Here is a 24,408-nt window from a genome sequence, read left to right on the forward strand (position 1 = left end):
TCCCCGTGACGGAGGCAGCGGAGCTTCCCCCTGTTCCCGAGCAGGCGCGTGAGGTGTTCGGCGATCGGTACGCCGACGCGGTCCGCTACGCGGAGCTGCTCGCCGAGGCGGGTGTGCAGCGAGGGCTCATCGGCCCCCGTGAAGTGCCCCGGCTGTGGGAGCGGCACCTGCTGAACTGCGCGGTGCTCTCGGAGGTCGTGCCGGAGGCGGTGACGGTGTGCGACGTCGGCTCTGGCGCCGGCCTGCCGGGGATTCCCCTCGCGCTGGTCCGGGAGGATCTCAAGATCACGCTCCTGGAGCCGCTGCTGCGGCGCACCAACTTCCTCACCGAGGTCGTGGAACTGCTCGGCCTGGACCATGTGACCGTGGTGCGCGGACGTGCCGAGGAGGTCATGGGCAAGCTCCCGCCGGTTCATGTGGTGACGGCACGCGCCGTGGCGCCGCTGGACCGCCTGGCCACCTGGGGCATTCCGCTGCTGCGCCCGTACGGGGAGATGCTCGCACTCAAGGGCGACACCGCCGAGGAGGAACTCAAGAGCGCGGCCACGGCACTGAGCAAGCTCGGTGCCGTGGAGACGTCGATCCTCCATGTCGGTGAGGGCGTGGTCGACCCGATGTCGACCGTGGTGCGGGTCGAGGTCGGCGAGAGTCCGGGCGGTGTGCGCTTCGCCGCCAAGCGGGCCAAGGCCGCCCGGACGGGACGTGCGCGCCGCCGTCGCGGCTGACTCCCTACTCCACACAAGCTGCCAAACCCATATAACTCGGAGTGTCGCGGCCATCCGGTCTCGGCTGCTGTGCATCGTGTTTCACGTGAAACGTCGCTCACTGTTGCACGGCATCATCAGTCGAGGCCGCGCTGCGGCCGAACCCCGAGACCGGAAGCCTCTGGGATCCTTGGGGTCCCGTGAGGAAAACTCCGCTACTGACGAGGCTCCGTCCCCCGAACAGGTCACGGAGTTGTCCACAGAGGTGGGTTTTTCCACAGAACGCCAGGCCTCACTGGTTCCCGACCCTGAAGGCATGGGAGGCTCTGTTCATCGCGAGCCTGAAGTCGAGGAGAGTGAATCCTTGCGGTCCGACGCCAATATCGCGGGACCGATGACCGATCCGGTCCCCGGTCCCCGTACCGAGTCGATGGGGGCGGATGTTTCACGTGAAACACCGCCTCCAATGGACGACACTCCCATCGGTCGTGCTGCCCAACTGGCGGTGGAAGCTCTGGGCCGCGCCGGCGAGGGCCTGCCACGGCCCGAGCAGACCCGGATCATCGTGGTCGCCAACCAGAAGGGCGGTGTGGGCAAGACGACGACGACCGTCAACCTTGCCGCATCCCTGGCTCTGCACGGCGGCCGTGTCCTGGTGATCGACCTCGACCCTCAGGGCAACGCGTCCACAGCCCTGGGTATCGACCATCACGCCGAAGTGCCGTCGATCTACGACGTGCTGATCGACAGCAAGCCCCTTTCTGAGGTCGTCCAACCGGTCCCCGATGTCGAGGGACTCTTCTGCGCCCCCGCCACGATCGATCTCGCCGGTGCGGAGATCGAGCTGGTGTCCCTGGTGGCGCGGGAAAGCCGGCTGGAGCGTGCGATCCAGGCGTATGAGCAGCCGCTGGACTACGTCCTCATCGACTGCCCGCCCTCGCTCGGCCTGCTCACGGTGAACGCGTTGGTCGCGGGCCAGGAGGTCCTCATCCCCATCCAGTGCGAGTACTACGCGCTGGAGGGCCTGGGCCAACTGCTGCGCAACGTCGATCTGGTGCGGGGGCACCTCAACCCCACACTGCATGTGTCGACCATCCTGCTCACCATGTACGACGGCCGGACGCGACTCGCGTCGCAGGTCGCGGACGAGGTGCGCAACCACTTCGGCGACGAGGTACTGCGGACGAGCATCCCGCGCTCGGTCCGTATTTCCGAGGCGCCGAGCTACGGGCAGACGGTGCTGACCTACGATCCTGGATCGAGCGGTGCCCTCTCCTATCTTGAGGCCGCACGGGAAATCGCGCTGCGGGGCGTTGGCGTCAGCTATGACGCGTCGAACGCCCACGTCGGCGCAGAGAATGATCCGAACCTGGTGGAGGGGATTCAGTGAGCGAGCGACGGAGGGGGTTGGGCCGTGGCCTTGGCGCGCTGATCCCTGCTGCCCCGACAGAGAAGACGGTGGCTCCGGCCGTGGTGGGGGGCACCGCTTCCTCGTCGCCCACCGGTGTGCCGGTTCTGACGTCCGAGCGTGGCGTGGCCGCGGCCAAGGTGGCGACGCTGCCCCAGCCGCCTGTTTCACGTGAAACAGAGGAGTCGGCCGCGAGGGCGGATATGCCCGCGGCCCCCGTGGGCGCGCACTTTGCCGAGCTTCCGCTCGACGCGATCACGCCGAACCCGCGCCAGCCGCGTGAGGTTTTCGACGAGGACGCGCTGCAGGAACTCGTCACCTCCATCAAGGAGGTCGGCCTCCTCCAGCCCGTCGTCGTACGCCAGACGGGTCCCGGGCGCTACGAACTCATCATGGGTGAGCGCCGCTGGAGGGCCTGCCGTGAGGCCGGTCTGGAGGCGATCCCGGCGATCGTGCGGGCCACGGAGGACGAGAAGCTCCTCTTGGACGCGCTCCTGGAGAACCTGCACCGGGCCCAGCTGAACCCGCTGGAAGAGGCAGCCGCCTACGACCAGTTGCTGAGGGACTTCAACTGCACGCACGACCAGCTGGCGGATCGCATCGGCCGTTCCCGCCCGCAGGTCTCGAACACCCTGCGTCTGCTGAAGCTGTCTCCGGCGGTTCAGCGCCGGGTCGCCGCCGGGGTGCTCTCCGCCGGGCATGCGCGTGCGCTGCTCTCCGTGGAGGACTCGGAGGAGCAGGACCGCCTCGCCCACCGGATCGTGGCCGAAGGGCTGTCGGTGCGGGCCGTCGAGGAGATCGTGACCCTGATGGGGTCCCGTCCGCAGAAGCCTCAGCGGGCCAAGGGGCCGCGGGCCGGTGCCCGGGTCTCCCCGGCGTTGAGCGAACTCGCCACGCGCCTCTCGGACCGTTTCGAGACGCGGGTGAAGGTCGACCTGGGCCAGAAGAAGGGCAAGATCACCGTCGAGTTCGCCTCGATGGAGGACCTTGAGCGGATCCTCAGTTCGCTCGCCCCCGGCGAGGGGCCGGTCCTGCAGAAGGGACTGACGGAGGACGACTCCGAGGACACGGAGTACTGAGCCGCTGGCCGACGCAGCGGTGCATCCGCTCCGTCGGCCGACAGGGCGGGCCGCGTCCGGTGTGTACCGGAATGCGGTCCGCCTTTTGCTTTCTGCCGGTTTCGACGCAAACGCATCGTGGATACGATGCGATCGGGTATGGCGCATCCACCTGGCAAGACGTCTGGAGGGAGGCAGGGGCCATGCGAACGATGAGTCGCACCGGACTGGTGAGTGCGGGCCTGGGGCTCGGCGTGGTCGGCGGGTTCCTTGGCGGCCTGCTCAAGGAACGGAGTGCTCTGACAGCAGCCCGTGTGGCCGCGGGCGAAGGAAGCGAGGAACAGCCTTCATGGGGCGTCGGCTCGTACCGCTCACGCTGGACAACCTTCAAGACCTTCCCCAGCGCTGCCGCACATGTGTCTTCTGGGAGCTGGACCCCGTCAGCGGTGAAGCAGCGGTAAAGGCAGGCACACCCGCGCTGGAGAAGGAGGCCTGGATCTCCGCCGTCCTGCTGGACTGGGGATCCTGCGGCCGGGTCGTCTACGTCGACGATGTGCCCGTGGGCTTTGTCCTCTACGCTCCCCCCGCCTACGTCCCGCGCTCTACGGCGTTCCCCACGAGCCCTGTCTCCCCCGACGCGGTGCAGCTGATGACCGCGTTCATCGTGCCGGGCTACCAGGGGCAGGGACTCGGCCGGGTGATGGTCCAGACGGTCGCCAAGGATCTTCTGCGGCGGGGCTTCAAGGCGATCGAGGCGTTCGGGGACGCCCGCTGGACGGAACCGGCGTGTGTGCTGCCCGCCGATCATCTGCTGGCGGTGGGCTTCAAGACCGTCCGGCCGCATCCCACGTATCCGCGGCTGAGACTGGAGCTGCGGTCGACGCTGTCCTGGAAGGAAGACGTGGAGCTGGCGATCGACCGGCTCCTCGGCGCCGTGCAGAAGGAGCCGGCGCTCAGGCCACTGTGACGGCACTCCTCGCAACAAGCCGCTCTGACGGCACCCGTCATGAGGAGCCGCCCGACGACACCGGGCATGCGAGAGGGCCGACCTTTTCGGGTCGGCCCCCTCGTGTTTCACGTGAAACATCGCCTCCGCGAGCGCTTCGGGCGCCTCAGCGGCGTCACTCGGCGATGAAGTCCTCAAGGTCGCGCACGATGGCGGCCTTCGGCTTCGCACCGACGATGGTCTTGGCGACCTCGCCACCCTGGTAGACGTTCAGGGTCGGGATGGACATGACGCCGTACTTGGCGGCCGTACCCGGGTTCTCGTCGATGTTGAGCTTGACGACCTCGATCTTGTCGCCGTACTCGGCGGCGATGGCCTCGAGGGACGGAGCGATCTGGCGGCACGGACCGCACCAAGCGGCCCAGAAGTCCACCAGGACGGGCTTGTCGCTCTTGAGGACGTCCTGCTCGAAGGAGTCGTCAGTCACATTCTTCAGGGTGCCGGCCACGGCTGGGCTCCTTAACTGGTTGGTGCGCGGGGTGGGGTAGAGAGGGTCAGACAGCGGTCTTCTCGGGCTCCGCCGGCTCCTCGTCCGCGAGAGCGGCGAGGAAGCGCTCGGCGTCGAGGGCGGCTGCACAACCGGTGCCGGCCGCGGTGATCGCCTGACGGTAGGTGTGGTCGACCACGTCACCGGCGGCGAAGACACCGGTCATGTTCGTACGGGTCGAGGGGGCTTCGACCATCAGATAGCCCTCCTCGTCCAGCTCCAGTTGACCCTTGAAGAGTTCCGTACGCGGGTCGTGGCCGATCGCGATGAACAGGCCCGTGACCGCGAGGTCGGACAGCTCACCGGTCTTGAGGTTGCGCAGCTTCAGGCCCGAGAGCTTCGGGTCGCCCTGGATCTCGGCGACCTCGCTGTCCCAGATGAACGTGATCTTCGGATCGGCGAAGGCGCGCTCCTGCATCGCCTTGGAGGCGCGCAGGGTGTCACGGCGGTGGACGATGGTCACGGACTTGGCGAACCGGGAGAGGAACGTGGCCTCCTCCATCGCGGTGTCGCCGCCACCGACCACGGCGATGTCCTGGTCCTTGAAGAAGAAGCCGTCACAGGTGGCGCACCAGGAGACGCCGCGGCCCGAGAGGGCGTCCTCGTTCGGCAGCCCGAGCTTGCGGTGCTGGGAGCCGGTGGCGACGATGACGGCCTTCGCCTTGTGGACGGTTCCGGCGGTGTCCGTGACGGTCTTGATCTCACCGGCGAGGTCGACGGAGACGATGTCGTCCGGGACGAGTTCGGCGCCGAAGCGCTCGGCCTGGGCCCGCATGTTGTCCATGAGCTCGGGGCCCATGATGCCTTCCTGGAAGCCCGGGAAGTTCTCGACCTCGGTGGTGTTCATCAGGGCGCCACCTGCGGTGACGGCACCCTCGAACACCAAGGGCTTCAGCGACGCGCGTGCGGTGTAGAGCGCCGCCGTGTAACCGGCGGGCCCGGAGCCGATGATGATCACGTTTCGGACGTCGCTCACGGCTTGTTCCTCGTCTCTGGACTGCGTCGTTAGGTCCGGTGGGAGCCTTCCTCAGAACTCTCACCCCACCCAACGGATCCTAAGGGGCGCGCATTCCCGTTGTGGCGGGGCAACCCCGAGACGGAGCCCAGAGGCTCAGGAACGCGGGTAGGTCTCCTTCAGGAGCACCTTCGCCGTGGCGGAGGCCGACGGCTGGGCCACGCAGGTCGCTTCGACGACGTAGGCGGTGACCCGGGTGGCGTCCGAAGGGTCGGGCAGCACCACGAGCATCGCCTCGCCGCCCCGGAAGGTGCCCTCTTCGGCGGCCAGTGCCGTGTCGTTGCGTCCGATGCCCTCGCGCACGCAGGCCGGGACCGCGGGCTCCTTCAGGACCTTCGGTTCATTGCCGTCCGGGACGGATTCCGCGCCGGGGCTGTTCGGTGTCCGGGGCCCGCGGTCCTTGGGCTCGCTCTTGGCGAGCAGAGCCGTGACCTGGCTCTCCAGATTGCCCTCGGAGAAGGTGTCCGCGGAGGCGGACTGCCGGCCCTGCGCCGTTTCATCGGACTGCTTGCCGTCGTCCAGTGCCGACAGCAGCACCGAGCCGAGCCCCAGGGCGGCGACGGTGAAGACAGCCCCGAGGACGGCGATTCTGCGGCGTCCGGCCCGCTTGCGGTTCTTGCGGCCGGGGCCGGTGGTGGTGGCGCGGGCACGTCCGGCGGGGCGGTCCGCCGCTGGGGTTGTTTCACGTGAAACATGGCCGGGCTCGTCGGCGTCCGAGGTCTGGTCAGTGGGCCCGTGCGACGGCTCGCCCGGAGAGTACGACACCCCGGGCCGGGCCAGGGTGGCCGCGGCGGGCGTCTCGGCGGGGTCCGGAGCGGTGGCGTTGAGGAGGGCCTCCGCCGCGAGGGCGGCATCGATGCGGCCCGCGACATCGGCAGGCATGTGGGTGGGGCCGGGCAGGGTGCCGAGCAGACCCCGGATCTCCTCCAGCGACGCGTGGACGTCCGCGCACAGGTCGCACGCGTCCAGGTGCTGCCGTATGTCTGCGGTCCGTGCGGGCGGGAGCAGGCCTTCGGTGAGGTCGGAGATCTCCGCGACGTCCGGGTGCCCGGCCGTGTCCGTCGATGTCACGCTCGCCCACCTCCGCCCTTCACTGCAGCTGAGTCGCTCGGTCCTGTACCCGTCGGCGGGCCCGATCCATGCGTTCCCGCTGCGGGTGGGACGGATGTCCCCTGAGTCCGGTTCCGTTCCCCGCCCGGGTCGTCGTCGGCGTCGGATCCCGGGCGGAGATGGGTGAGCAGCGGCAGCAGCTTCGCCCTGCCGCGGGCGCACCGGCTTTTCACCGTGCCGTTCGGCACGTCGAGGACGCGGGCCGCCTCGGCGACCGGGTAGCCCTGCATGTCGACGAGGACGAGCGCGGCTCGCTGGTCGGGAGGCAGCGTGCCCAGGGCCTCGATGAGCTGGCGGTGCAGATCGTTGCGCTCGGCGGGCTCCGAGGCCGCCTCGTGCGGCTCCAGCAGAGTCTCCAGGCGCTCGGTGTCGTCCACCGGCGCGGTCTTGCGGGAGGCCGCCTTGCGGGCGCGGTCGAGGCAGGCGTTCACCGTGATGCGGTGCAGCCACGTGGTGACGGCCGCCTGGCCCCGGAAGGTGTGGGCGGCGCGGTAGGCGGAGACCAGGGCGTCCTGGACCGCGTCGGCGGCCTCCTCGCGGTCTCCGAGCGTTCTCAGCGCCACCGCCCACAGCCGGTCGCGGTGACGCCGTACGAGTTCGCCGAAGGCGTCGGAGTCGCCCTCCACATGGCGTGCCAGGAGGTCCTGATCGCTGACGTCACCGTACGCGGTGTCATCCATCGGGCCCCCTCCCCTGGTGCGGTACGGAAACCGTCAGCCCTTGAACTGCACGTCGGTGATGGCCTGCTTGTAGCCGGCGCTGCTGTAGCCGTCGGCGGGTGCGCTCGGCACCGCCGTGACCCACAGCAGGACGTACCGCGTCTTCACGGACTTCGCCGCCTTGACGGTGAGGGACGTGCCGCTGGTGGTGGCGGTGCCGATCCCCTTCATCCCGTCGAGGCCCGTCGAGGGGGACAGCGCGTCGGTGGCGTAGAGCTGCACGGTCGTGTGGTCACCGGCGTACCGGAGCCCTATCGACGCCGCCGAGACGTCCTTCGCCGAGCCGAGATCGTAGACGATGCCCACGCCCGGCTTGTAGGGCGCGAGCGTCGGGCCCTCGTGATAGCGCTTGGTACGCCAGTACGTCGAGCTGTCGCCGTCGTAGGTGCTGACGACGTCCGCGGGTGCCTGGGCCTCGCCCTTGGCGACGTACTCCTGGGCGCCCTGGACCGTGATCGGCTTGGCGGGCTCGGGGCCCTTGCTGCCCTTGTCGTTTTCCGTCGTCCGCGTCCGGTTCGGGTCGTCGGACTTGCCCTGCTCCATGAGCGCGTCGGCGAGCTGCCAGCTGCCGAGGCCCAGGGCGGCGATGAGGAGCGCGGAGACGGCCCACTTCAAGGCCTTTCCGGTGCGGCTCTGCAGCGGCGGCGCCGGGACGGCCTGGACGCTGCCCGGAAGCGGCGTCTGACGGCCGTACGTGCCCTGCTGGTACGTCGTGCGCTGGTAGTCCGGCAGGGCGGTGAACGCGGGCTCCGGCGGGCGGATGCGCGGCATCTCGCTGATCGCCTTCACCAGCTCCTCGGGCGTGGTGCAGGGGGACTCGTGGCGGGACGCGGTGGCGCCGTCGTTGGCGAGCGCCCGCATGGCCAGCTCGGACAGCCCGCGGTGGACGCCGGCCCGCACCTGGTCCGGTGGGATGAGACCGATGTCCTTCGGCAGACCGGACAGGCCGTAGGCGTCGCTCTCGTACGGCCAGCGCTGGGTGAGTGCCGCGTACAGCAGGGCGCCGATCGCCTCGGTGTCGGTGCGCTGCGGGGTGTGGGAGCTGACGCCGCGCAGTGCGGCGTTCACGGCGAGGCCGCGGATGCGCCACTGGCCGGTGGACGTCCGCAGCACGGCGTTGGGGTTCAGGCGCAGATGGGCGAGGCCTTCGCGGTGGGCGGCGGCCATGGCGGCCGACACCTGGCTGACCATCTGGTAGGCCTCGTAGACCTCCAGCGGGCCGTAGGCGAGGAGCGTGGTCAGTTCGGTGGCGTCGGGGAGCCACTCGTGAACGACGTAGACGAGGTCGTTCTCCTCGACGGCGTCCAGCACCTGGACGAAGCGGGGATCGCCGAGCAGGGCGGAGGAACGGGCCGCGGCCAGGACCGAGCGGGCACGGGAGTGGTCCGCCGGCAGGATGTGGACGCCGACGGCGCGCCGGAGCTTCTCGTCGACGGCACGCCAGCTGCTGAATCCGTCCAGACGGGTGACGCACTCCTCGAGGCGGTACCGTCTGGCGAGTTTGTGACCGCTGTGCAGTTCGGGCGGTGAGGCCTGCACGGAATCCGCTGCCCCGATGCCCCCCTGTGCCTCGTCGCTGTCCGTGACCCGCTCCCGGTTGTTGGCCACCCCGTCGGCCGTGGACTGGTCCGCCTCCGCGGTCAGCGACTGCTCGCCGCTGTCGTCTGCCACGTCGACGGCAGCTGTGCTCCGATCCGCCACCGTCGTTCCTGCCTCCCCATCCCATGCGCGCCGGTCGACACCCGTTGCGCGCCGTCCGACGCCGACACCAATTGTGCCCACAGTCCGCCGCTATGCACGACACACGGTGGCGGACGATGGTTGTGCGCCTACCCCGTACCGCCTCATCGACCCAGGCGCCCGCGGACCATGCCGACCAGCGAGTTGACCTCCTCGATGCGCATGCGGCGGGCGGCGACGAAGAACACTCCCAGCAGGACCGCACCGCCGGTCAGCAGCGCGGCGAACGACCCCAGCACGCCCTGGCCGAGCGAGTGACCCATGCCGTAGCAGGCGGCGCCGCTGAGCAGCGCGGCCGGGACCGACGCGATGCACAGCCTGGCGTACGTCCGCATGACGCGGGCGCCGTCCAGGTCGCCGCCCAGCCGCTTGCGCAGCCGGTTCCAGGCGACACCGACGCCGATCGCGTAGGCCAGGCCGTACGCGGCGGCCATGCCGACCACGGCCCAGCGGGCGGGGATCACGAGGTAACACAGCACCGACGCCCCGGCGTTGACCGCCGCCACGATGACCGTGTTGTAGAAGGGCGTCCGGGTGTCCTCGTAGGCGTAGAAGGCGCGCAGCACCACGTACTGCACCGAGTAGGGGATCAGGCCGAGGCCGAAGGCCATCAGCATGAAGCCCATGTTGGTGGCGGCGGTGGTGCCCGAGGAGCCGAAGATCAGCGTGCACATCGGGATGCCGAGGGAGAGGAAACCGAAGGCGATCGGCACGATGGCGACGGCCGTGGTGCGCAGGCCCTGGGAGATGTCGTCGCGGACGGCGCCCGCGTCGTCCTCGGCGGCCGAGCGGGAGATGCGCGGCAGCAGGGCGGCCATCAGGGACACTGTGATGATGGCCTGCGGCAGGCCCCAGATGAGCTGGGCGTTGGCGTACGCGCTGAAGCCGGTGCCGGCGATGCCGGGAACCGACGAGGCCGTGGCGAGCTGGGTGACGACGAGCGCGCCGGCCTGGTTGGCGAGGACGAAGAGGATGGTCCACTTGGCGAGCATCGCGGCCTTGCCGAGGCCGTGGCCCTTCCAGTCGAAGCGCAGCCGCAGCCGGAACCCGGTCTCCCGCAGGTACGGAATCATCGCCAGGGCCTGCACCACGAGGCCGAGCAGGATGCCGATGCCGAGCAGCCGCTGGCCCTCCTGCGGGATGTTCGTGACGTTCATGCCGGAGTCACCGGCGGTGCCGTAGACCCAGATGAACATGCCCAGGGTCACGATGATGACGATGTTGTTGAGGACCGGGGTCCACATCATCGCGCCGAACCGGCCGCGGGCGTTGAGGATCTGCCCCATCACCACGTGCAGGCCCATGAAGAAGATCGAGGGCAGGAAGTAGCGGGTGAAGGTGACCGCGACCTCGTTGGCCTCGGGGTCACTGGCGATCGGGTTCGACAGCATGCGGACCAGGAGCGGCGCCGCGAACATCGCGAGCGCGGTGAGCGCCGCCAGGGCGACCATGACCAGGGTCAGCAGGCGGTTGGCGTAGGCCTCGCCGCCGTCGTCGTCCTCCTTCATCGCGCGGACGAGCTGCGGCACGAAGACCGAGTTGAGGCCGCCGCCGACGGTCAGGATGTAGATCATCGTCGGCAGCTGGTAGGCGATCTGGAACGTGTCGCCGAGCATCGCCAGACCCAGCGCCGAGACGATCATCGCGGAGCGGATGAAGCCCGTGAGGCGGGACACCATCGTGCCCGCGGCCATCACGGCACTCGACTTCAGCAGACCGCCCGCGCGACCGCCCTTCTTCGGCGCGGCGGGGACGGGCGCCGGTGCGGGAACCTCGGACGCGGGCGGCGGAACACTCAGGGGCGTGCCCGGTGCCGGGGCGGGCCCGGGCACGGAGGGCTGGGACCGGTACGGCTCGGACTGGTACGGCGGCTGCGGCGGGTACGGCTGCTGTGCGGCGCTCTGCTGCGGGTCCTGATAGCCGCCCGGGTGCCCGCCGCCCTGCTGCTGGTCCCGGAACAGGTGCGCGAAGGCGTCCGGCTCGTGGCGCTCCTCGGAGGCCCCGGTGACCAAGTCGTCCACACCCACGTAGCGCGTGGTGCGCGGATCGTCGCCGTACGGCAGGTGCTGGGTGGGGCCGTCCGGCTCCGGAGGCGGGGTCTGGGCCCACACGCGCGGGTCGGGGGCGTACGGCGACTGCGGCGGCTGGGCGTACAGCGGCTGCTGCGGCTCGTACGCGCCCGGGGGCGGCGGCGGGTGCGCGGCACGGTCGTAGAGGGCCTCGGCGACCGGGTCCTGGGCGGCGAGGTCCTGTGCCCGGTAGGGGTCCTGGGCGTAGGCGTCCTGGAGGTACATGTCCGCGGGCGGCTGCGCCGGTGCCGGGCCGTGCTCCGGGGGCGGCCCCTCGGAGTGGCCCGAGCCGTCCCCGGGCCGCCCGTGGTCACCGTCGTACGGCGCGTTCATGGTTACCCCACCTCATCGTCCCGGGCCCACCGGCCACGACATCCTCAACGGTCCACTCTCTCACCCGTGCCGGAAGGGTCGGCGCTTTCCGCTGGGGTGTCCGGTGCCGGGTCACTCGGCTGCTGCGGGTCGCCTGCCCGGGAGTCCGCGGCGGACTCCTGCCCGAGGCGTGCGCCGGGTGCTTCCTGGTTCTGCCCGCCGTCGGCGTCCGAGCGCGGCGCCTGGGCGGCCTCCTCGGCCGCCTCACGGGCCGCGGCGCGCTTGCGCTGGGTGTACATGCGGAAGCCGGCGAGGACGAGGAGCAGGACACCGCCGCCGATGACCAGCATCACGGTGGCCGTGATCTCGGTGACCTTCACGTCGAACGTGACCGGGTCGCCGTACTTCTGCCCGTCCTGCGTGTAGAGCTGTGCGACCACCGTCGCGCGGCCGTTGGCGTTGGCCGAGGTGGTGAACTTCACCGACTGGCTGTGACCGCCCGAGACGGTGACGGGCCGCTCGCTGTACGGCTTGCCGCCGATCTTGAGGCGGGTGGGGTTGACGGAGGTGAGCCGCAGCACGAGGTGGTCGACGTCCTGGACCAGGTTGTTCTGCACGGTCACCGGGATCGTGGCGCTGCGTCCGGAGAGCTTCGTCTCCGACTTCTCGATCAGCCGGACCTGCTTGGCGAGGCCCTGGAGGTAGATCTCCACGCCCGTGCGGAAGCCCATCGCCTCGCCGGGTCGGCCGCGCCACGACGTGGACATCTCGCGGTTCATGGCCAGGCCGAAGGGGGTCACCACGCGGGACTGGTTGGTGAGGATGACCTTGAAGTTGCCGAGCTGGCCCTGCGTCCGTGCGAGCTGCTGGTAGGCCGAGCGCGGCAGTTCCTTCTTGCGCAGCTCCGGCGGGTAGGAGCGGGCGGACGGGACCTGCGTCGTGGCGGCAGGGTCCGGCTTGGCCGAGGCGGCCTCGGTGAGCTCCTGCGCCTCGGACCAGGTGCCGTCCCGCAGCGCGGTCAGGGCCTCGGCCATCGCCCGCGCCTGGCCGGCGGTCGGCGTGCGCTGCGGGGCGACGACGACGCTGCGCTGCTTGCCGGTCTGGAGGTTCAGGGTCAGGCTCTGGGCGAGGAACCGCTGCACCGCGAGGGTGGAGGCGGAGGCCTTCGCCAGGTCGCCCCGGAACGCCGTGGACATCCGTGCGTCCGCGACGACCGCCGTGGTGCCGCCGCCGATGGGACGGGCGGCGGACGGCGTGTACGGCATGCTCCTGCTCTCCTGGAGGCTGTCGCTGCGGGCGATCACCTTGTCGGCGCCCGCGGAGGTCGCCACCTTGACGATCGACGGGTCGACGGCGCCCTCCACCGGCCAGGCGAAGTCCGTGGTGGGTTTTACGTGGAGGATCGGCTCGACCGTGTTGGCGACGACGTCCGTGGCCTCCTTGAGCTGGCTCAGCGCGCCGGGCGCGTCCGTGCCGTTGTGCGCGAGGGACGCCAGGTCCGGGTCGGAGAACGGGAGGGCAACCACCTCCTCGCCGGCCACCGCCTCCTGCAGCCTGGCGAGCCACCGCTTGGCGACCGTCTGGTTCGTGCCGGCGTTGGTGGTGCCGTTCTCGCCGCGGACCTGGTAGGTGCGTGTCATGGCGTCGACGGAGGCCAGCAGGTCGGGGTCGACCACCCAGGTGATGCCGAGGTCCTTGCCCAGGGAGACCATCTGGTCCAGGCGGCCGCCCGGTGAGATCTCCTTGGCGAGGTCGTCGTCGAGGAAGACCGGCGTCTGCTGCTCGTCCGACCCCGTCTCGGCCGTCATGTGGACGGTGGAGATCAGCGGCCACAGGAACGTCGTCCGGGTCCGGGGGTCGGCCTCCTCGGACTGGTACGGCAGGAACGTCCGCTGGACGCCGAGAACCTGCGTCCAGGGCTGCGCCGAGGTCTGCCCGGAGAGGGAGACGCCGAACTCGTACACCCCGTCCCGGGCGAGGTCCAGCTCGTCGACCGGCACCGAGATGCTGAAGGGCCGGGCGACGCCGGGTGTGAGCCTGGCGAACTTCTCGACGTACTTGCCGCCGACCGCCGAGCCGACCGTCCCCTGGACGTCGCCGCTGCTCTCGGCGGCGGTGTCGATGGCCGAGCGGGTGCTGACCGGTGCGCCCACGCGCAGATCAACCTGGGCGTCGGTGACGGTCTGCTTGCCCTTGTTGGTCACCGTGCCCGACACCGTGAGGGTGTCGCCGTCGGTGGGCGCGCTCGGCGTGAAGGTGTCGACAGAGACGGTCACCACGCCGGATTCGGCCGCGGCCTGCGGGGCGTCCTGGCCCGTCGCGTCGGCCGGGGGGGCGGCGGGCAGCTGGAGGAGGCCGGCCAGCAGGGGCGCCGCCGTGAGCAGGGTTCCCGTGCGCCGCAGCCATCGGCGGGCAGGAGAGGGACTCGTCCCCTGGAAGTCTGCCGCCTCGGCCACGCGCTTGCCCGTCCCTCGTCGTCAGTGGTCGTCGGAATGTGCGTCCACGCATGGTAACGAGGCGCGCCGAGGGGAAGTGCCGCGGACTGCTCCACAAGATCGGGGAGCGGAGCGGGCCGCCCTGAATGCACGCGTATGAAGAGGAGTGCTTCGGGACGTCTCAAGGGCGGGTCTTGTGCGCGTATCGAAGGAGCTGTCCGCGCCCTTCACCGGGTGCGCTCGCCGTGTAATGGGTGCGCTCGCGGTATCCCGCGCCACGTACCCTCTTCTGTTGTGCCGAACGCCAATGAAGACAACCCCAGTGCCCTGAGTCAGGCGCAGCTGCGCGCGGTGAGTGAACTGCTGCGGGTCGCCCCGGTCGCCGACGACCTAGCCCGTCGATTCCAGGAGGCCGGGTTCTCTCTCGCCCTGGTCGGCGGGTCGGTCCGGGACGCGCTGCTCGGCCGGCTCGGCAACGACCTGGACTTCACGACCGATGCCCGGCCACAGGACGTCCTGAAGATCGTCCGGCCGTGGGCGGACGCCGTCTGGGAGGTCGGGATCGCCTTCGGCACGGTCGGTGCGCAGAAGGACGGTTACCAGATCGAGGTGACCACCTACCGGTCGGAGGCGTACGACCGCACCTCGCGCAAGCCCGAGGTGTCGTACGGCGACTCCATCGAGCAGGACCTCGTCCGGCGTGACTTCTCCGTGAACGCGATGGCCGTCGCGCTGCCGGAGAAGGAGTTCATCGACCCGCACGGCGGTCTCGACGACCTCGCCCAGCGGGTGCTGCGCACGCCCGGCACGCCCGAAGAGTCCTTCTCCGACGACCCGCTCCGGATGATGCGGGCCGCGCGCTTCGCCGCGCAGCTCGACTTCGAGGTGGCCCCCGAGGTCGTCACGGCCATGACGGAGATGTCCGGACGCCTTGAGATCGTCTCGGCCGAGCGGGTGCGGGACGAGCTGAACAAGCTGATCCTGTCCGCGCACCCGCGCAAGGGGCTCACGCTGCTGGTGGACACCGGGCTCGCCGAGCACGTGCTGCCCGAGCTGCCGGCGCTGCGCCTGGAGAGCGACGAGCACCACCGGCACAAGGACGTCTACGAGCACACGCTGATCGTCCTGGAGCAGGCGATGGCGCTGGAGGACGACGGCCCTGACCTCACTCTCCGGCTGGCCGCCCTGCTGCACGACATCGGCAAGCCGCGCACCCGCCGCTTCGAGAAGGACGGGCGGGTCTCGTTCCACCACCACGAGGTGGTCGGGGCGAAGATGACGAAGAAGCGCATGACGGCGCTCAAGTACTCCAACGACCTGGTGAAGGACGTCTCGCGCCTGGTCGAACTCCACCTGCGCTTCCACGGCTACGGCACGGGCGAGTGGACCGACTCCGCCGTGCGCCGCTACGTACGGGACGCCGGCCCGCTCCTGGACCGGCTCCACAAGCTGACGCGCTCCGACTGCACCACGCGGAACAAGCGCAAGGCGGCTGCCCTGTCCCGTGCGTACGACGGGCTGGAGGAGCGGATCGCCAAGCTCCAGGAACAGGAAGAGCTGGACGCCATCCGTCCGGACCTCGACGGCAACCAGATCATGAAGATCCTGGGCATCGGCCCCGGTCCGGCCGTCGGCAGGGCTTACCAGCACATGCTGGAAATCCGTCTGGAGCACGGCCCGCTGGACCGGGACGCGGCGGTGGCCGCACTCAAGGAGTGGTGGGCGGAGCAGCAGGGCTGACGCCGGGAAACGGGCGCATGTTTCACGTGAAACATGACGGAGGGGCGGTGTTTCACGTGAAACACCGCCCCTCCGTGCCGTGCCTGGTCTACTTGGCGGAGTAGTCCGCGAGGCAGAGGGTGAAGTCGTCACCGCTGCCGGTCTCGGTGTACTCGCTGAACTTGGTGCGGTCGCAGCCCTCGGCGGTGCCGTCCTTCTTCTCGGCGACCTTGTACTTCGCCTTCGAGTCGGTGCAGTCGACGACCTCAAGACCCGGGTCGGTCGTGCTGTTCGGGTCCGAGATGCTCATGCAGTCCCCGACCTTCGCCTGGGCGGCGTCGTCACGGCTGGCTATGAAGCCAGCCACGGCCACGCCGACCACGATCACGGCGATGACGATGTTCTTGATCGTCTTGGAGCTGAGCTTGCGGCGGGGCTGCTCCGGCGGGACCGGAGCGTACGGCGCGCCGCCCTGAGGAAAGCCCGACGGGGCCGTCTGCTGCGGGAAGCCGCCCTGGGGCGGGTACGGGGCCTGGCCCTGCGGCTGGCCGTAGGGCTGCTGGCCCTGGGCGAACGGGTTCTGGCCCTGGGGCGGCGGAGTCGACACTTGGGGGTCCCCCTAGAACATAGGTAGTGACGCGCAAACATGCCGCGAGGAAGTGACGCGGACATGGCGCGAGTAAGACCCTCGTAAGCTACCGGCAGCCACTGACAACCCTGTAGTCGAGGTCGTGCACTGTGGCGTTGATGTGACACTTACTGGCGCTCAAAGCGGGCCATACCGGTAGCTACTCCTGCATAGATAACGGCGACCGTGACCACCAGCGGCACCGAGCGGCCGTCCGGCGGCAGCATCAGCGCGGCCACCCCGGCCGCGCCGACGAAAGCGACGTTGAACAGCACGTCGTAAACGGAGAAGATCCGGCCACGGAAGCCGTCCTCGACGGCCGCCTGCACCACGGTGTCCGTCGCGATCTTCGCTCCCTGGGTGGTCAGGCCGAGCAGGAACGCGGCGATCAGCAGGGGCACCGCGGCGAACGGCAGGCCGAGGGCCGGCTCCAGCACCGCGGCCGTCCCCGCACACACGGCGATCCAGCGCCCCGGCCCGAGCCGCCCGGCCGCCCACGGCGTCAGCACCGCCGCCGCGAAGAACCCGGCGCCCGACACCCCGAGCGCCAGGCCCAGCAGGGCGAGCCCCTCGTCCGGGTCCGAGGTCAGGGCGTAGCGGCAGAGCATCAGCAGCATGACGAGCAGGGCGCCGTAGCAGAACCGGATCAGGGACATCGCGGCCAGCGCCCAGGCGGCTTCCCGGCGAGGCGGCGCGGTCAGATGACGCACCCCCGCGACCAGGTCGCGCGCGGTCCCGGCCACCGCCGCCGTCAGCCGCGGCCGGACCAACGCGCGGTCCGGGCCCAGCAGTTCCCGCGCCATGCGCAGCGACGCCAGTCCCGCGCACAGGTACAGGGCCGCCCCCAGCAGCACCACGGCGGCGTCGGAGTCGGCGCCGGCGAGGCGTACGACGAAGGCGAGACCGCCGCCCGCTGTCGCGGCGAGCGTCCCGGCGGTCGGCGACAGCGAATTGGCCACGACGAGCCGCTCGGCGTCCACCACGCGCGGCAGCGCGGCGGACAGGCCCGCGAGGACGAAGCGGTTGACGGCGGTGACGCACAGCGCGGAGACGTAGAAGAGCCAGTCCGGGGCGTTGCCCAGCATCAGGAGGGCCGTGGCCGACGCGAGTCCGGCGCGCAGCGCGCTGCCGTACAGCAGTACCTGGCGGCGGCGCCAGCGGTCCAGCAGCACACCGGCGAAGGGGCCGACGAGGGAGTACGGCAGCAGCAGGACCGCCATCGCGGAGGCGATCGCGCCGGCCGACGCCTGTCTCTCCGGGGAGAAGACGACGTAGGCGGCGAGCGCGACCTGGTAGACGCCGTCGGCGCCCTGGGAGAGCAGCCGTACGGCGAGCAGGCGCCTGAAGCTCGGGAAGCGCAGCAGGACGCGCAGGTCACGGACGACGGCCATGGGGTCAGCCTCACATACGGGAAGGGTCCCCGGGCGGGCGACCCGGGGACCCTCAACGCGCTTCTGCTGAGCGGTGGTTAGCGCTCGACCGTGCCCTGGATGAACTTCTCGACGTTCTCGCGGGCCTCGTCGTCGAAGTACTGGACCGGCGGGGACTTCATGAAGTACGACGACGCCGACAGGATCGGGCCGCCGATGCCGCGGTCCTTGGCGATCTTCGCGGCGCGCAGGGCGTCGATGATGACACCGGCGGAGTTCGGGGAGTCCCAGACCTCGAGCTTGTACTCCAGGTTCAGCGGGACGTCACCGAACGCACGGCCCTCCAGGCGGACGTAGGCCCACTTGCGGTCGTCCAGCCAGGCGACGTAGTCGGACGGGCCGATGTGGACGTTCTTCTCGCCCATGTCCCGGTCGGGGATCTGGGAGGTGACGGCCTGCGTCTTGGAGATCTTCTTCGACTCCAGGCGGTCACGCTCGAGCATGTTCTTGAAGTCCATGTTGCCGCCGACGTTCAGCTGCATCGTGCGGTCCAGGATGACGCCCCGGTCCTCGAACAGCTTCGCCATGACGCGGTGCGTGATGGTGGCGCCGACCTGCGACTTGATGTCGTCGCCGACGATCGGCACGCCCGCCTCGGTGAACTTGTCCGCCCACTCCTTCGTACCGGCGATGAAGACCGGCAGGGCGTTGACGAAGGCGACCTTGGCGTCGATGGCGCACTGGGCGTAGAACTTCGCCGCGTCCTCGGAGCCGACCGGCAGATAGCAGACCAGGACGTCGACCTGCTTGTCCTTCAGGACCTGGACGACGTCGACCGGGGCCTCGGAGGACTCCTCGATGGTCTCGCGGTAGTACTTGCCGAGACCGTCGAGCGTGTGGCCGCGCTGGACCGTCACACCGGTGCTGGGCACGTCGCAGATCTTGATGGTGTTGTTCTCGGAGGCGCCGATGGCGTCCGCGAGGTCGAGGCCGACCTTCTTGGCGTCGACGTCGAACGCGGCGACGAACTCGATGTCGCGGACGTGGTAGTCGCCGAACTGCACGTGCATGAGTCCGGGGACCCTGGCCGCCGGGTCGGCGTCCTTGTAGTACTCGACTCCCTGCACCAGCGATGCGGCGCAGTTGCCCACACCGACGATGGCTACGCGGACCGAACCCATTCCGGTTGCTCCCTGTGTGTACGAGTGAGGCCGCTCGGCGGCTCTCACGTGGCGGTGTCGCCGGGCGTATCCGGCCGGGGCTCGTCCCCGGACCGGGGCAGGCCGCCCGGCGCTCCAGATGTCGTGTCCTGCTGAGCGGACCCCCCGGAGGCAGAACTCCTCAGGTCCCGTCCGGCCCGCTCGCTCTCGATGAGCTCGTTCAGCCAGCGCACTTCGCGCTCCACGGACTCCATCCCGTGACGCTGGAGCTCAAGCGTGTAGTCGTCGAGGCGCTCCCTGGTGCGCGCCAGCGAGGCGCGCATCTTCTCCAGCCGCTCCTCCAACCGGCTGCGGCGGCCCTCCAGCACGCGCATGCGTACGTCCCGCGACGTCTGCCCGAAGAAGGCGAAGCGCGCGGCGAAGGTCTCGTCCTCGTACGCGTCCGGTCCCGTCTGGGAGAGCAGCTCCTCGAAGTGCTCCTTGCCTTCCGCCGTCAGCCGGTAGACGATCTTGGCGCGGCGTCCGGCGAGCGGAGCGGCGAGAGCGTCCTCGGTGGTGTGTCCCGGTTCCTCGCTCAACCAGCCGTTCGAGACCAGAGTCTTGAGGCACGGGTAGAGCGTCCCGTAGCTGAACGCCCGGAACACACCCAGTGAGGTGTTGAGTCGCTTGCGCAACTCGTAGCCGTGCATCGGGGACTCGCGGAGCAGGCCGAGTACGGCGAACTCGAGGATCCCGGAACGCCGGCTCATCGTCGCCTCCTCTCTGCCGCGGCCGTGCCGTGACGGGCTTGCGCCAGGCCTTATGCCGGGCTGATGTATCGACTCGATACATCACGACGATAGAACGCCTCTCCGGACGGGACAAGAGGGACGGTGGTGAACGGGATCACATCACCGATTCATCGGAAGAGACTTGCCTGTTTTGGGGTGACTTCCGGGCTAGGCGTGTTTTGACGGTGCGTAGTCTGTGCGCCATGCAGACCACCGGGAACCGAGTGACGCGTGAGGGCGTCATCGTCCTCGGTGCGGTACGGGTGAAGGGGCAACCGGCCCCACCCGTACGTCGGGGGGACCGGAAACCAGCCGCCGTTTCCAGGCGCGCAAAGGTGCGCCTGCCCGAGGAGTAGTCGTTCGATGAGCGAGCACCGTCGCAAACCGCCGCATCCGCAGGGAGGCGGACGTGCCGCGGCCCGGCGTGGCCAGTCCGGCTCGTCCTCCGGCCGCCGCGCGGCACCGCGAGGCGCCACCGGGTCTCCGTCCGGCTCGTACGAGACCGGAGGCGAGGAGCGTCCGTACGGCGGCCGAGCCGAGGCCCGCCGTGCGGCCCAGCGCAGTGGAGGAGGGCGCCGCAGAGCGGCGGAACCAGGACGTGCGGGCCGGCGTGGCGCGGCCGGCGGTCCGGCCGGACGGGGCAGAGGCCGCGCGGCGGGCGCCGGAGCCGGCGCGAAGCGCCTGATCGACTATCCGCGCCACGACACGTACGGGTGGCGTCGCTGGATGCCGTCGTGGAAGCTCGTCTCCGGCCTGTGCCTGTTCTTCTTCGGCAGCATGGTCGCCGCGGTCGGTGTCGGCTACGCCATGGTGGGTGTCCCCTCCGAGGAGAACGCCGCCGCGCGGTCCCAGAACAACGTCTACTACTGGGCCGACGGCAGCCAGATGGTCGCCACCGGCGCCGGCCAGAACCGGCAGAACATCACCATCGACCGGATCCCCAAGGAAATGCAGTACGCGGTGATCTCGGCCGAGAACAAGACGTTCTACAAGGACTCGGGCGTCGACCCGATGGGCATCGCCCGGGCCCTGGCCAACATGGCGCGGGGCGGTGACACGCAGGGTGGTTCGACCATCACCCAGCAGTTCGTCAAGAACACCTACCTGAGCCAGGACCAGACCATCTCCCGCAAGTTCAAGGAGATGTTCATCTCGATCAAGGTGGGCACGAAGCTCTCCAAGCACGAGATCCTCCAGGGCTACCTGAACACCTCGTACTACGGCCGCGGCGCCTACGGCATCCAGGCCGCCGCCCAGACCTACTACGGCAAGGACGCCGTCGACCTCAACGCGAGCGAGTGCGCCTTCCTCGCCGCTCTGCTCAAGGGCCCGACGTACTTCGACCCGGCGGGCAACGAGAACCTCGACAGGACGGCGACCAAGGAGGCCAACCTCGAGCGGTCCAAGGAGCGCTGGAGCTGGATCCTCGGCGAGATGCGCAAGGACGAGCGGATCTCGGAGGCCGAGTACCAGGAAGCGATCAAGAGGTACCCGGAGCCCCAGGGCCGCAAGGCGATCAAGGGCATGACCGGACAGATCAGCTACCTGGTCGACACGGCCAAGAAGTACGTCCTGAACAACTCCGACATCGACGAGCGCAAGTTCGACCAGGGCGGCTACCAGATCTACACGACCTTCGAGAAGGACAAGGTCGAGGCGCTCGCCAAGGCCGTGAAGAAGATCGAGAAGGAGAAGATCGACCCGAAGCGCAAACTGGACAAGCACGTCCAGTTCGGCGCGGCCTCGGTGAAGCCCAACGACGGTGCGATCGTCGCGCTCTACGGCGGCGCGGGCTACGAGAACAACCACTTCAACAACAACGCCGACACTTCCGGTGTCCCCGTCGGTTCGACGTGGAAGCCCTTCGTCCTCGCCGCCGCCATGGAGCACGGCACGTACAAGACCCAGGGCGTCGGCGTCTCGCCGCTGAGCAAGTACAACGGCAACGACCGTCTGAAGGTCCGCAGGCAGGACGGCAGCTACTACCTCCGCGAGGACAACTCGTTCTTCTACCAGAAGAACGAGACGGACCGCCGCTGGGGCTACATCACCCTGCGCAAGGCCATGGAGCAGTCCGTCAACACGCCGTTCGTCCAGCTCGGCGTGGACGTGGGCCTGACGAAGGTGCGGGACACCGCGAAGGCCTCCGGCATCCTGGACCAGTCGTTCGCCGGCCTCAACCCGTCCTTCGCGCTGGGTACGTCGACTCCCAGCGCGATCCGCATGGCCGACGCGTACGCGACGTTCGCCGCCTCCGGCAAGCACACCGCGCCCTATTCGGTGAAGAGCGTCAAGTACGCCGGTCAGGAGCTCGAGGGCTTCGAGAAGCCGAAGGCCGCGCAGGCGATGCCGGAGAACGTGGCGAACAACCTCACGGACGTCCTCGAGAACGTGATCGAGAACGGTACGGGCAAGAACGCCAGGGCCCTCGGCCGTACGGCGGCGGGCAAGACCGGTACCACCGACGAGAACAAGTCGGCCTGGTTCGTCGGCTACACCCAGCAGCTGTCGACCGCGGTGGCGATGTTCCGTGAGGACCCGGAGAGCCACAAGCTGCTCTCCATGAACGGCACGGCGGGCGTCGACTCCATCCACGGTGGTGACATCCCGACCTCGGTGTGGACCGAGTACATGAGGGCCGCGCTGGAGGGAGAGCCCGACCCCGGCTTCCCCGAGCCCACCACGATCGGCGAGATCGCGGACCAGGCGGGCGCTCCGTCCCCGACCCCGAGCTTCACGGCGTCGCCCACCCCGTCGCCGAGCGCGTCGCCGAGCGCGACCCCGAGCGAGCCCAGCCCGACGCCGACGCCCTCGACGACCGAGACGTGCAGCGCCTGGGACTTCGACTGCGAGGAGAGCGGCGGCAACACCAACGGAGGCGCCGACACCGGGGGCGGCGGCGACGTGACGCCCACGCCCACCATGACCGAGACAGGCGAGCCCGGGAACAGCAGAGGCAACAGCAACGGCGGCCTCTTCGGAGGAACGGGCTAGCCGTCGCAACGCCCGGCAAGGGTGTTTCACGTGAAACATGGGCCGCCGCACCGTCGGGTGCGGCGGCCCTCGGCGTCCTGCCGGGCTCGTACGGCAGGATGTGCGACATGCCCAGCGCAGATTCGACGCAAGCGAGCGTGCACGAGCCGGACCCGGTGCGGCCGACCCAGGAGGACGAGGTCGCCGCGGCCGGAAGCGAGCTGATCGGCGGCCCCGTGGGCCGGCGTGCCCTGCCCGGGACGTCCTGGTGGACGCCCGTGCGGGTCGTCGCGCTGGTGGCGATCGGCATGTTCACCCTCGGCCTGGTCCAGAAGGCGCCCTGCTACAACGGCGCCTGGTTCTTCGGCGCCGGCTCGCAGTACACCCACGCCTGCTACTCGGACATCCCGCACCTGTACGCGGGCCGCGGTTTCGCCGAAGGGCTCGTGCCGTACTTCGACAAGCTCCCCGGCGACATGCAGTACCTCGAGTACCCGGTCCTGACCGGCGTGTTCATGGAGGTCGCGGCCTGGCTCACGCCCGGCAGCGGCAGCATCCAGCACCAGGAGCAGTGGTACTGGATGGTCAACGCCGGGATGCTCATGGCGTGCGCGGCCGTCATCGCCGTCTGCGTGACCCGCACGCACGGCCGGCGGCCCTGGGACGCCCTGCTGGTCGCCCTGGCGCCCGCCGCGGCGCTGACCGCGACCATCAACTGGGACCTGCTGGCGGTCGCCCTGACGGCCGCCGCGATGCTGATGTGGGCGCGGGGCCGCTCCCTCGCCTTCGGCGTCCTCCTGGGCCTCGCCACGGCCGCCAAGCTCTATCCCTTCCTGCTCCTCGGCCCCCTGCTCGTGCTGTGCTGGCGCGCGGGCCGCTGGCGGGAGTACGGGACCGCTCTGGGCGGCGCGGCCGTCGCGTGGCTCGTGGTGAACGTGCCGGTGATGCTGTTCGCCTTCGAGGGCTGGTCGAAGTTCTACACGTTCAGCCAGGAGCGGGGCGTCGACTTCGGCTCCTTCTGGCTGATCATGGCCCAGAACTCGAAGGACCCGCTGAGCACCGAGACCGTCAACACCCTCGCCATGGTGCTGATGCTGGTGTGCTGCGCGGGCATCGCCGCACTCGCGCTGATGGCGCCGCGCCGGCCGCGCTTCGCCCAGCTCGCCTTCCTGATCGTCGCGGCGTTCATCCTCACCAACAAGGTCTACTCCCCGCAGTACGTCCTGTGGCTGGTCCCGCTGGCGGCGCTCGCCCGGCCGAAGTGGCGGGACTTCCTGATCTGGCAGGCCTGCGAGGTGGCGTACTACCTGGGCATCTGGATGTACCTCGCCTATACGACCAGCGGTGACGCCCACAAGGGTCTGCCCCAGGACGGCTACCACTGGGCCATCGCCGCGCACCTGCTGGGGACGCTGTACCTGTGCGTCGTCGTCGTGCGGGACATCCTCATGCCGGAGCGCGATCCGGTGCGCCGGAGCGGCGACGACGACCCCTCGGGCGGTGTGCTGGACAGGGCCGAGGACGTCGCCGTGTTCGGCCCCGCGGCCCATCCCCCGAGGCATGCCGCGCACTTCGAGAGCACGGAGGGGCCGCGGGTGCGGTGGGGTGGGCAGGGGGCGGCGGGCGGTTCGCTCTGAGCGAACAGCGCTCGTCCGGGGCGTGCCGGCCGCCCGGAAGGCCCTCCTTCGGAGGGCCGCACCTGGCAGGGCCGTACCGCGAAAGGCC

18 protein-coding genes are annotated in these 24,408 nt (G+C 69.8%); 7 read left to right on the forward strand and 11 right to left on the reverse strand.

Going from position 1 to position 24,408, the window contains the following annotated elements:
* Nucleotides 1–5: 5 nt before the first annotated feature.
* From rsmG to AB0M97_RS23185, 4 genes are all read left to right on the forward strand, one after another.
* Complete coding sequence (rsmG, locus tag AB0M97_RS23170; RefSeq protein ID WP_279550623.1) at nucleotides 6–725, forward strand: 16S rRNA (guanine(527)-N(7))-methyltransferase RsmG; 720 nt, start codon at nucleotides 6–8, stop codon at nucleotides 723–725.
* Nucleotides 726–1,020: 295 nt separating this feature from the next.
* Complete coding sequence (locus AB0M97_RS23175; RefSeq protein WP_365962844.1) at nucleotides 1,021–2,094, forward strand: ParA family protein; 1,074 nt, start codon at nucleotides 1,021–1,023, stop codon at nucleotides 2,092–2,094.
* Nucleotides 2,091–3,191 carry a ParB/RepB/Spo0J family partition protein gene (locus AB0M97_RS23180; RefSeq protein WP_365962845.1) on the forward strand — a complete coding sequence of 367 codons (1,101 nt, stop codon included), beginning with the start codon at nucleotides 2,091–2,093 and terminating at the stop codon, nucleotides 3,189–3,191. Before AB0M97_RS23175 ends, AB0M97_RS23180 begins: the two co-directional genes overlap by 4 nt.
* Before the next feature lie 328 nt (nucleotides 3,192–3,519).
* The gene (locus tag AB0M97_RS23185) at nucleotides 3,520–4,137 is read left to right on the forward strand and encodes a GNAT family N-acetyltransferase (protein ID WP_365962846.1); all 618 of its coding nucleotides are present in this window, start codon (nucleotides 3,520–3,522) and stop codon (nucleotides 4,135–4,137) included.
* Nucleotides 4,138–4,291: 154 nt separating this feature from the next.
* On the opposite strand, the gene trxA is transcribed toward AB0M97_RS23185, so the two are convergent.
* The 7 genes from trxA to AB0M97_RS23220 all read right to left on the reverse strand — a co-directional run bounded on the left by trxA (nucleotide 4,292) and on the right by AB0M97_RS23220 (nucleotide 14,084).
* Complete coding sequence (gene trxA, locus AB0M97_RS23190; RefSeq protein ID WP_003991504.1) at nucleotides 4,292–4,624, reverse strand: thioredoxin; 333 nt, start codon at nucleotides 4,622–4,624, stop codon at nucleotides 4,292–4,294.
* Between the two features lie 46 nt (nucleotides 4,625–4,670).
* Nucleotides 4,671–5,639 (reverse strand): thioredoxin-disulfide reductase, encoded by a 969-nt coding sequence (gene trxB / locus AB0M97_RS23195; RefSeq protein WP_365962847.1) that lies wholly within the window; start codon nucleotides 5,637–5,639, stop codon nucleotides 4,671–4,673.
* A 135-nt stretch (nucleotides 5,640–5,774) separates the two neighbouring features.
* Nucleotides 5,775–6,749 (reverse strand): hypothetical protein, encoded by a 975-nt coding sequence (locus tag AB0M97_RS23200; RefSeq protein ID WP_365962849.1) that lies wholly within the window; start codon nucleotides 6,747–6,749, stop codon nucleotides 5,775–5,777.
* Nucleotides 6,746–7,468, reverse strand: a complete 723-nt coding sequence (gene sigM, locus AB0M97_RS23205; RefSeq protein ID WP_365962850.1) for an RNA polymerase sigma factor SigM — start codon at nucleotides 7,466–7,468, stop codon at nucleotides 6,746–6,748. The genes AB0M97_RS23200 and sigM overlap by 4 nt, the downstream gene beginning before the upstream one ends.
* Nucleotides 7,469–7,501: 33 nt before the next feature.
* Entirely contained in the window at nucleotides 7,502–9,208 is a 1,707-nt protein-coding gene (locus AB0M97_RS23210) for a protein kinase family protein (protein WP_365962851.1), read from the reverse strand.
* A 143-nt stretch (nucleotides 9,209–9,351) separates the two neighbouring features.
* Nucleotides 9,352–11,649, reverse strand: coding sequence for a murein biosynthesis integral membrane protein MurJ (gene murJ, locus AB0M97_RS23215; protein ID WP_365962852.1), 2,298 nt, complete (start codon nucleotides 11,647–11,649; stop codon nucleotides 9,352–9,354).
* Nucleotides 11,650–11,693: 44 nt separating this feature from the next.
* Nucleotides 11,694–14,084: a DUF6049 family protein gene (locus tag AB0M97_RS23220; protein ID WP_365962853.1), complete on the reverse strand. Its 2,391-nt coding sequence runs from the start codon at nucleotides 14,082–14,084 to the stop codon at nucleotides 11,694–11,696.
* Between the two features lie 273 nt (nucleotides 14,085–14,357).
* Between AB0M97_RS23220 and AB0M97_RS23225 the strand changes: the two genes are divergently transcribed.
* Entirely contained in the window at nucleotides 14,358–15,803 is a 1,446-nt protein-coding gene (locus AB0M97_RS23225) for a CCA tRNA nucleotidyltransferase (protein ID WP_365962854.1), read from the forward strand.
* A gap of 88 nt (nucleotides 15,804–15,891) precedes the next feature.
* On the opposite strand, the gene AB0M97_RS23230 is transcribed toward AB0M97_RS23225, so the two are convergent.
* The 4 genes from AB0M97_RS23230 to AB0M97_RS23245 form a co-directional block, all read right to left on the reverse strand.
* Complete coding sequence (locus AB0M97_RS23230; RefSeq protein WP_365962855.1) at nucleotides 15,892–16,389, reverse strand: hypothetical protein; 498 nt, start codon at nucleotides 16,387–16,389, stop codon at nucleotides 15,892–15,894.
* Between the two features lie 149 nt (nucleotides 16,390–16,538).
* Nucleotides 16,539–17,801 carry an MFS transporter gene (locus AB0M97_RS23235; RefSeq protein ID WP_365962856.1) on the reverse strand — a complete coding sequence of 421 codons (1,263 nt, stop codon included), beginning with the start codon at nucleotides 17,799–17,801 and terminating at the stop codon, nucleotides 16,539–16,541.
* Between the two features lie 77 nt (nucleotides 17,802–17,878).
* Nucleotides 17,879–18,961, reverse strand: a complete 1,083-nt coding sequence (locus tag AB0M97_RS23240) for an inositol-3-phosphate synthase (RefSeq protein WP_365962857.1) — start codon at nucleotides 18,959–18,961, stop codon at nucleotides 17,879–17,881.
* A 44-nt stretch (nucleotides 18,962–19,005) separates the two neighbouring features.
* Nucleotides 19,006–19,689, reverse strand: a complete 684-nt coding sequence (locus AB0M97_RS23245) for a helix-turn-helix transcriptional regulator (RefSeq protein WP_365962859.1) — start codon at nucleotides 19,687–19,689, stop codon at nucleotides 19,006–19,008.
* Between the two features lie 747 nt (nucleotides 19,690–20,436).
* On the opposite strand from AB0M97_RS23245, the gene AB0M97_RS23250 reads away from it, so the two are divergent.
* Both AB0M97_RS23250 and AB0M97_RS23255 read left to right on the forward strand, forming a co-directional pair.
* On the forward strand, nucleotides 20,437–22,704 hold the full coding sequence (locus tag AB0M97_RS23250) for a transglycosylase domain-containing protein (RefSeq protein ID WP_365962860.1): 2,268 nt from the start codon (nucleotides 20,437–20,439) through the stop codon (nucleotides 22,702–22,704).
* A gap of 98 nt (nucleotides 22,705–22,802) precedes the next feature.
* Nucleotides 22,803–24,320: a glycosyltransferase 87 family protein gene (locus tag AB0M97_RS23255; RefSeq protein WP_365962861.1), complete on the forward strand. Its 1,518-nt coding sequence runs from the start codon at nucleotides 22,803–22,805 to the stop codon at nucleotides 24,318–24,320.
* The last annotated feature ends 88 nt before the right edge of the window (nucleotides 24,321–24,408 follow it).

This window comes from Streptomyces sp. NPDC051207 (assembly GCF_040682395.1).
Classification (GTDB): domain Bacteria; phylum Actinomycetota; class Actinomycetes; order Streptomycetales; family Streptomycetaceae; genus Streptomyces.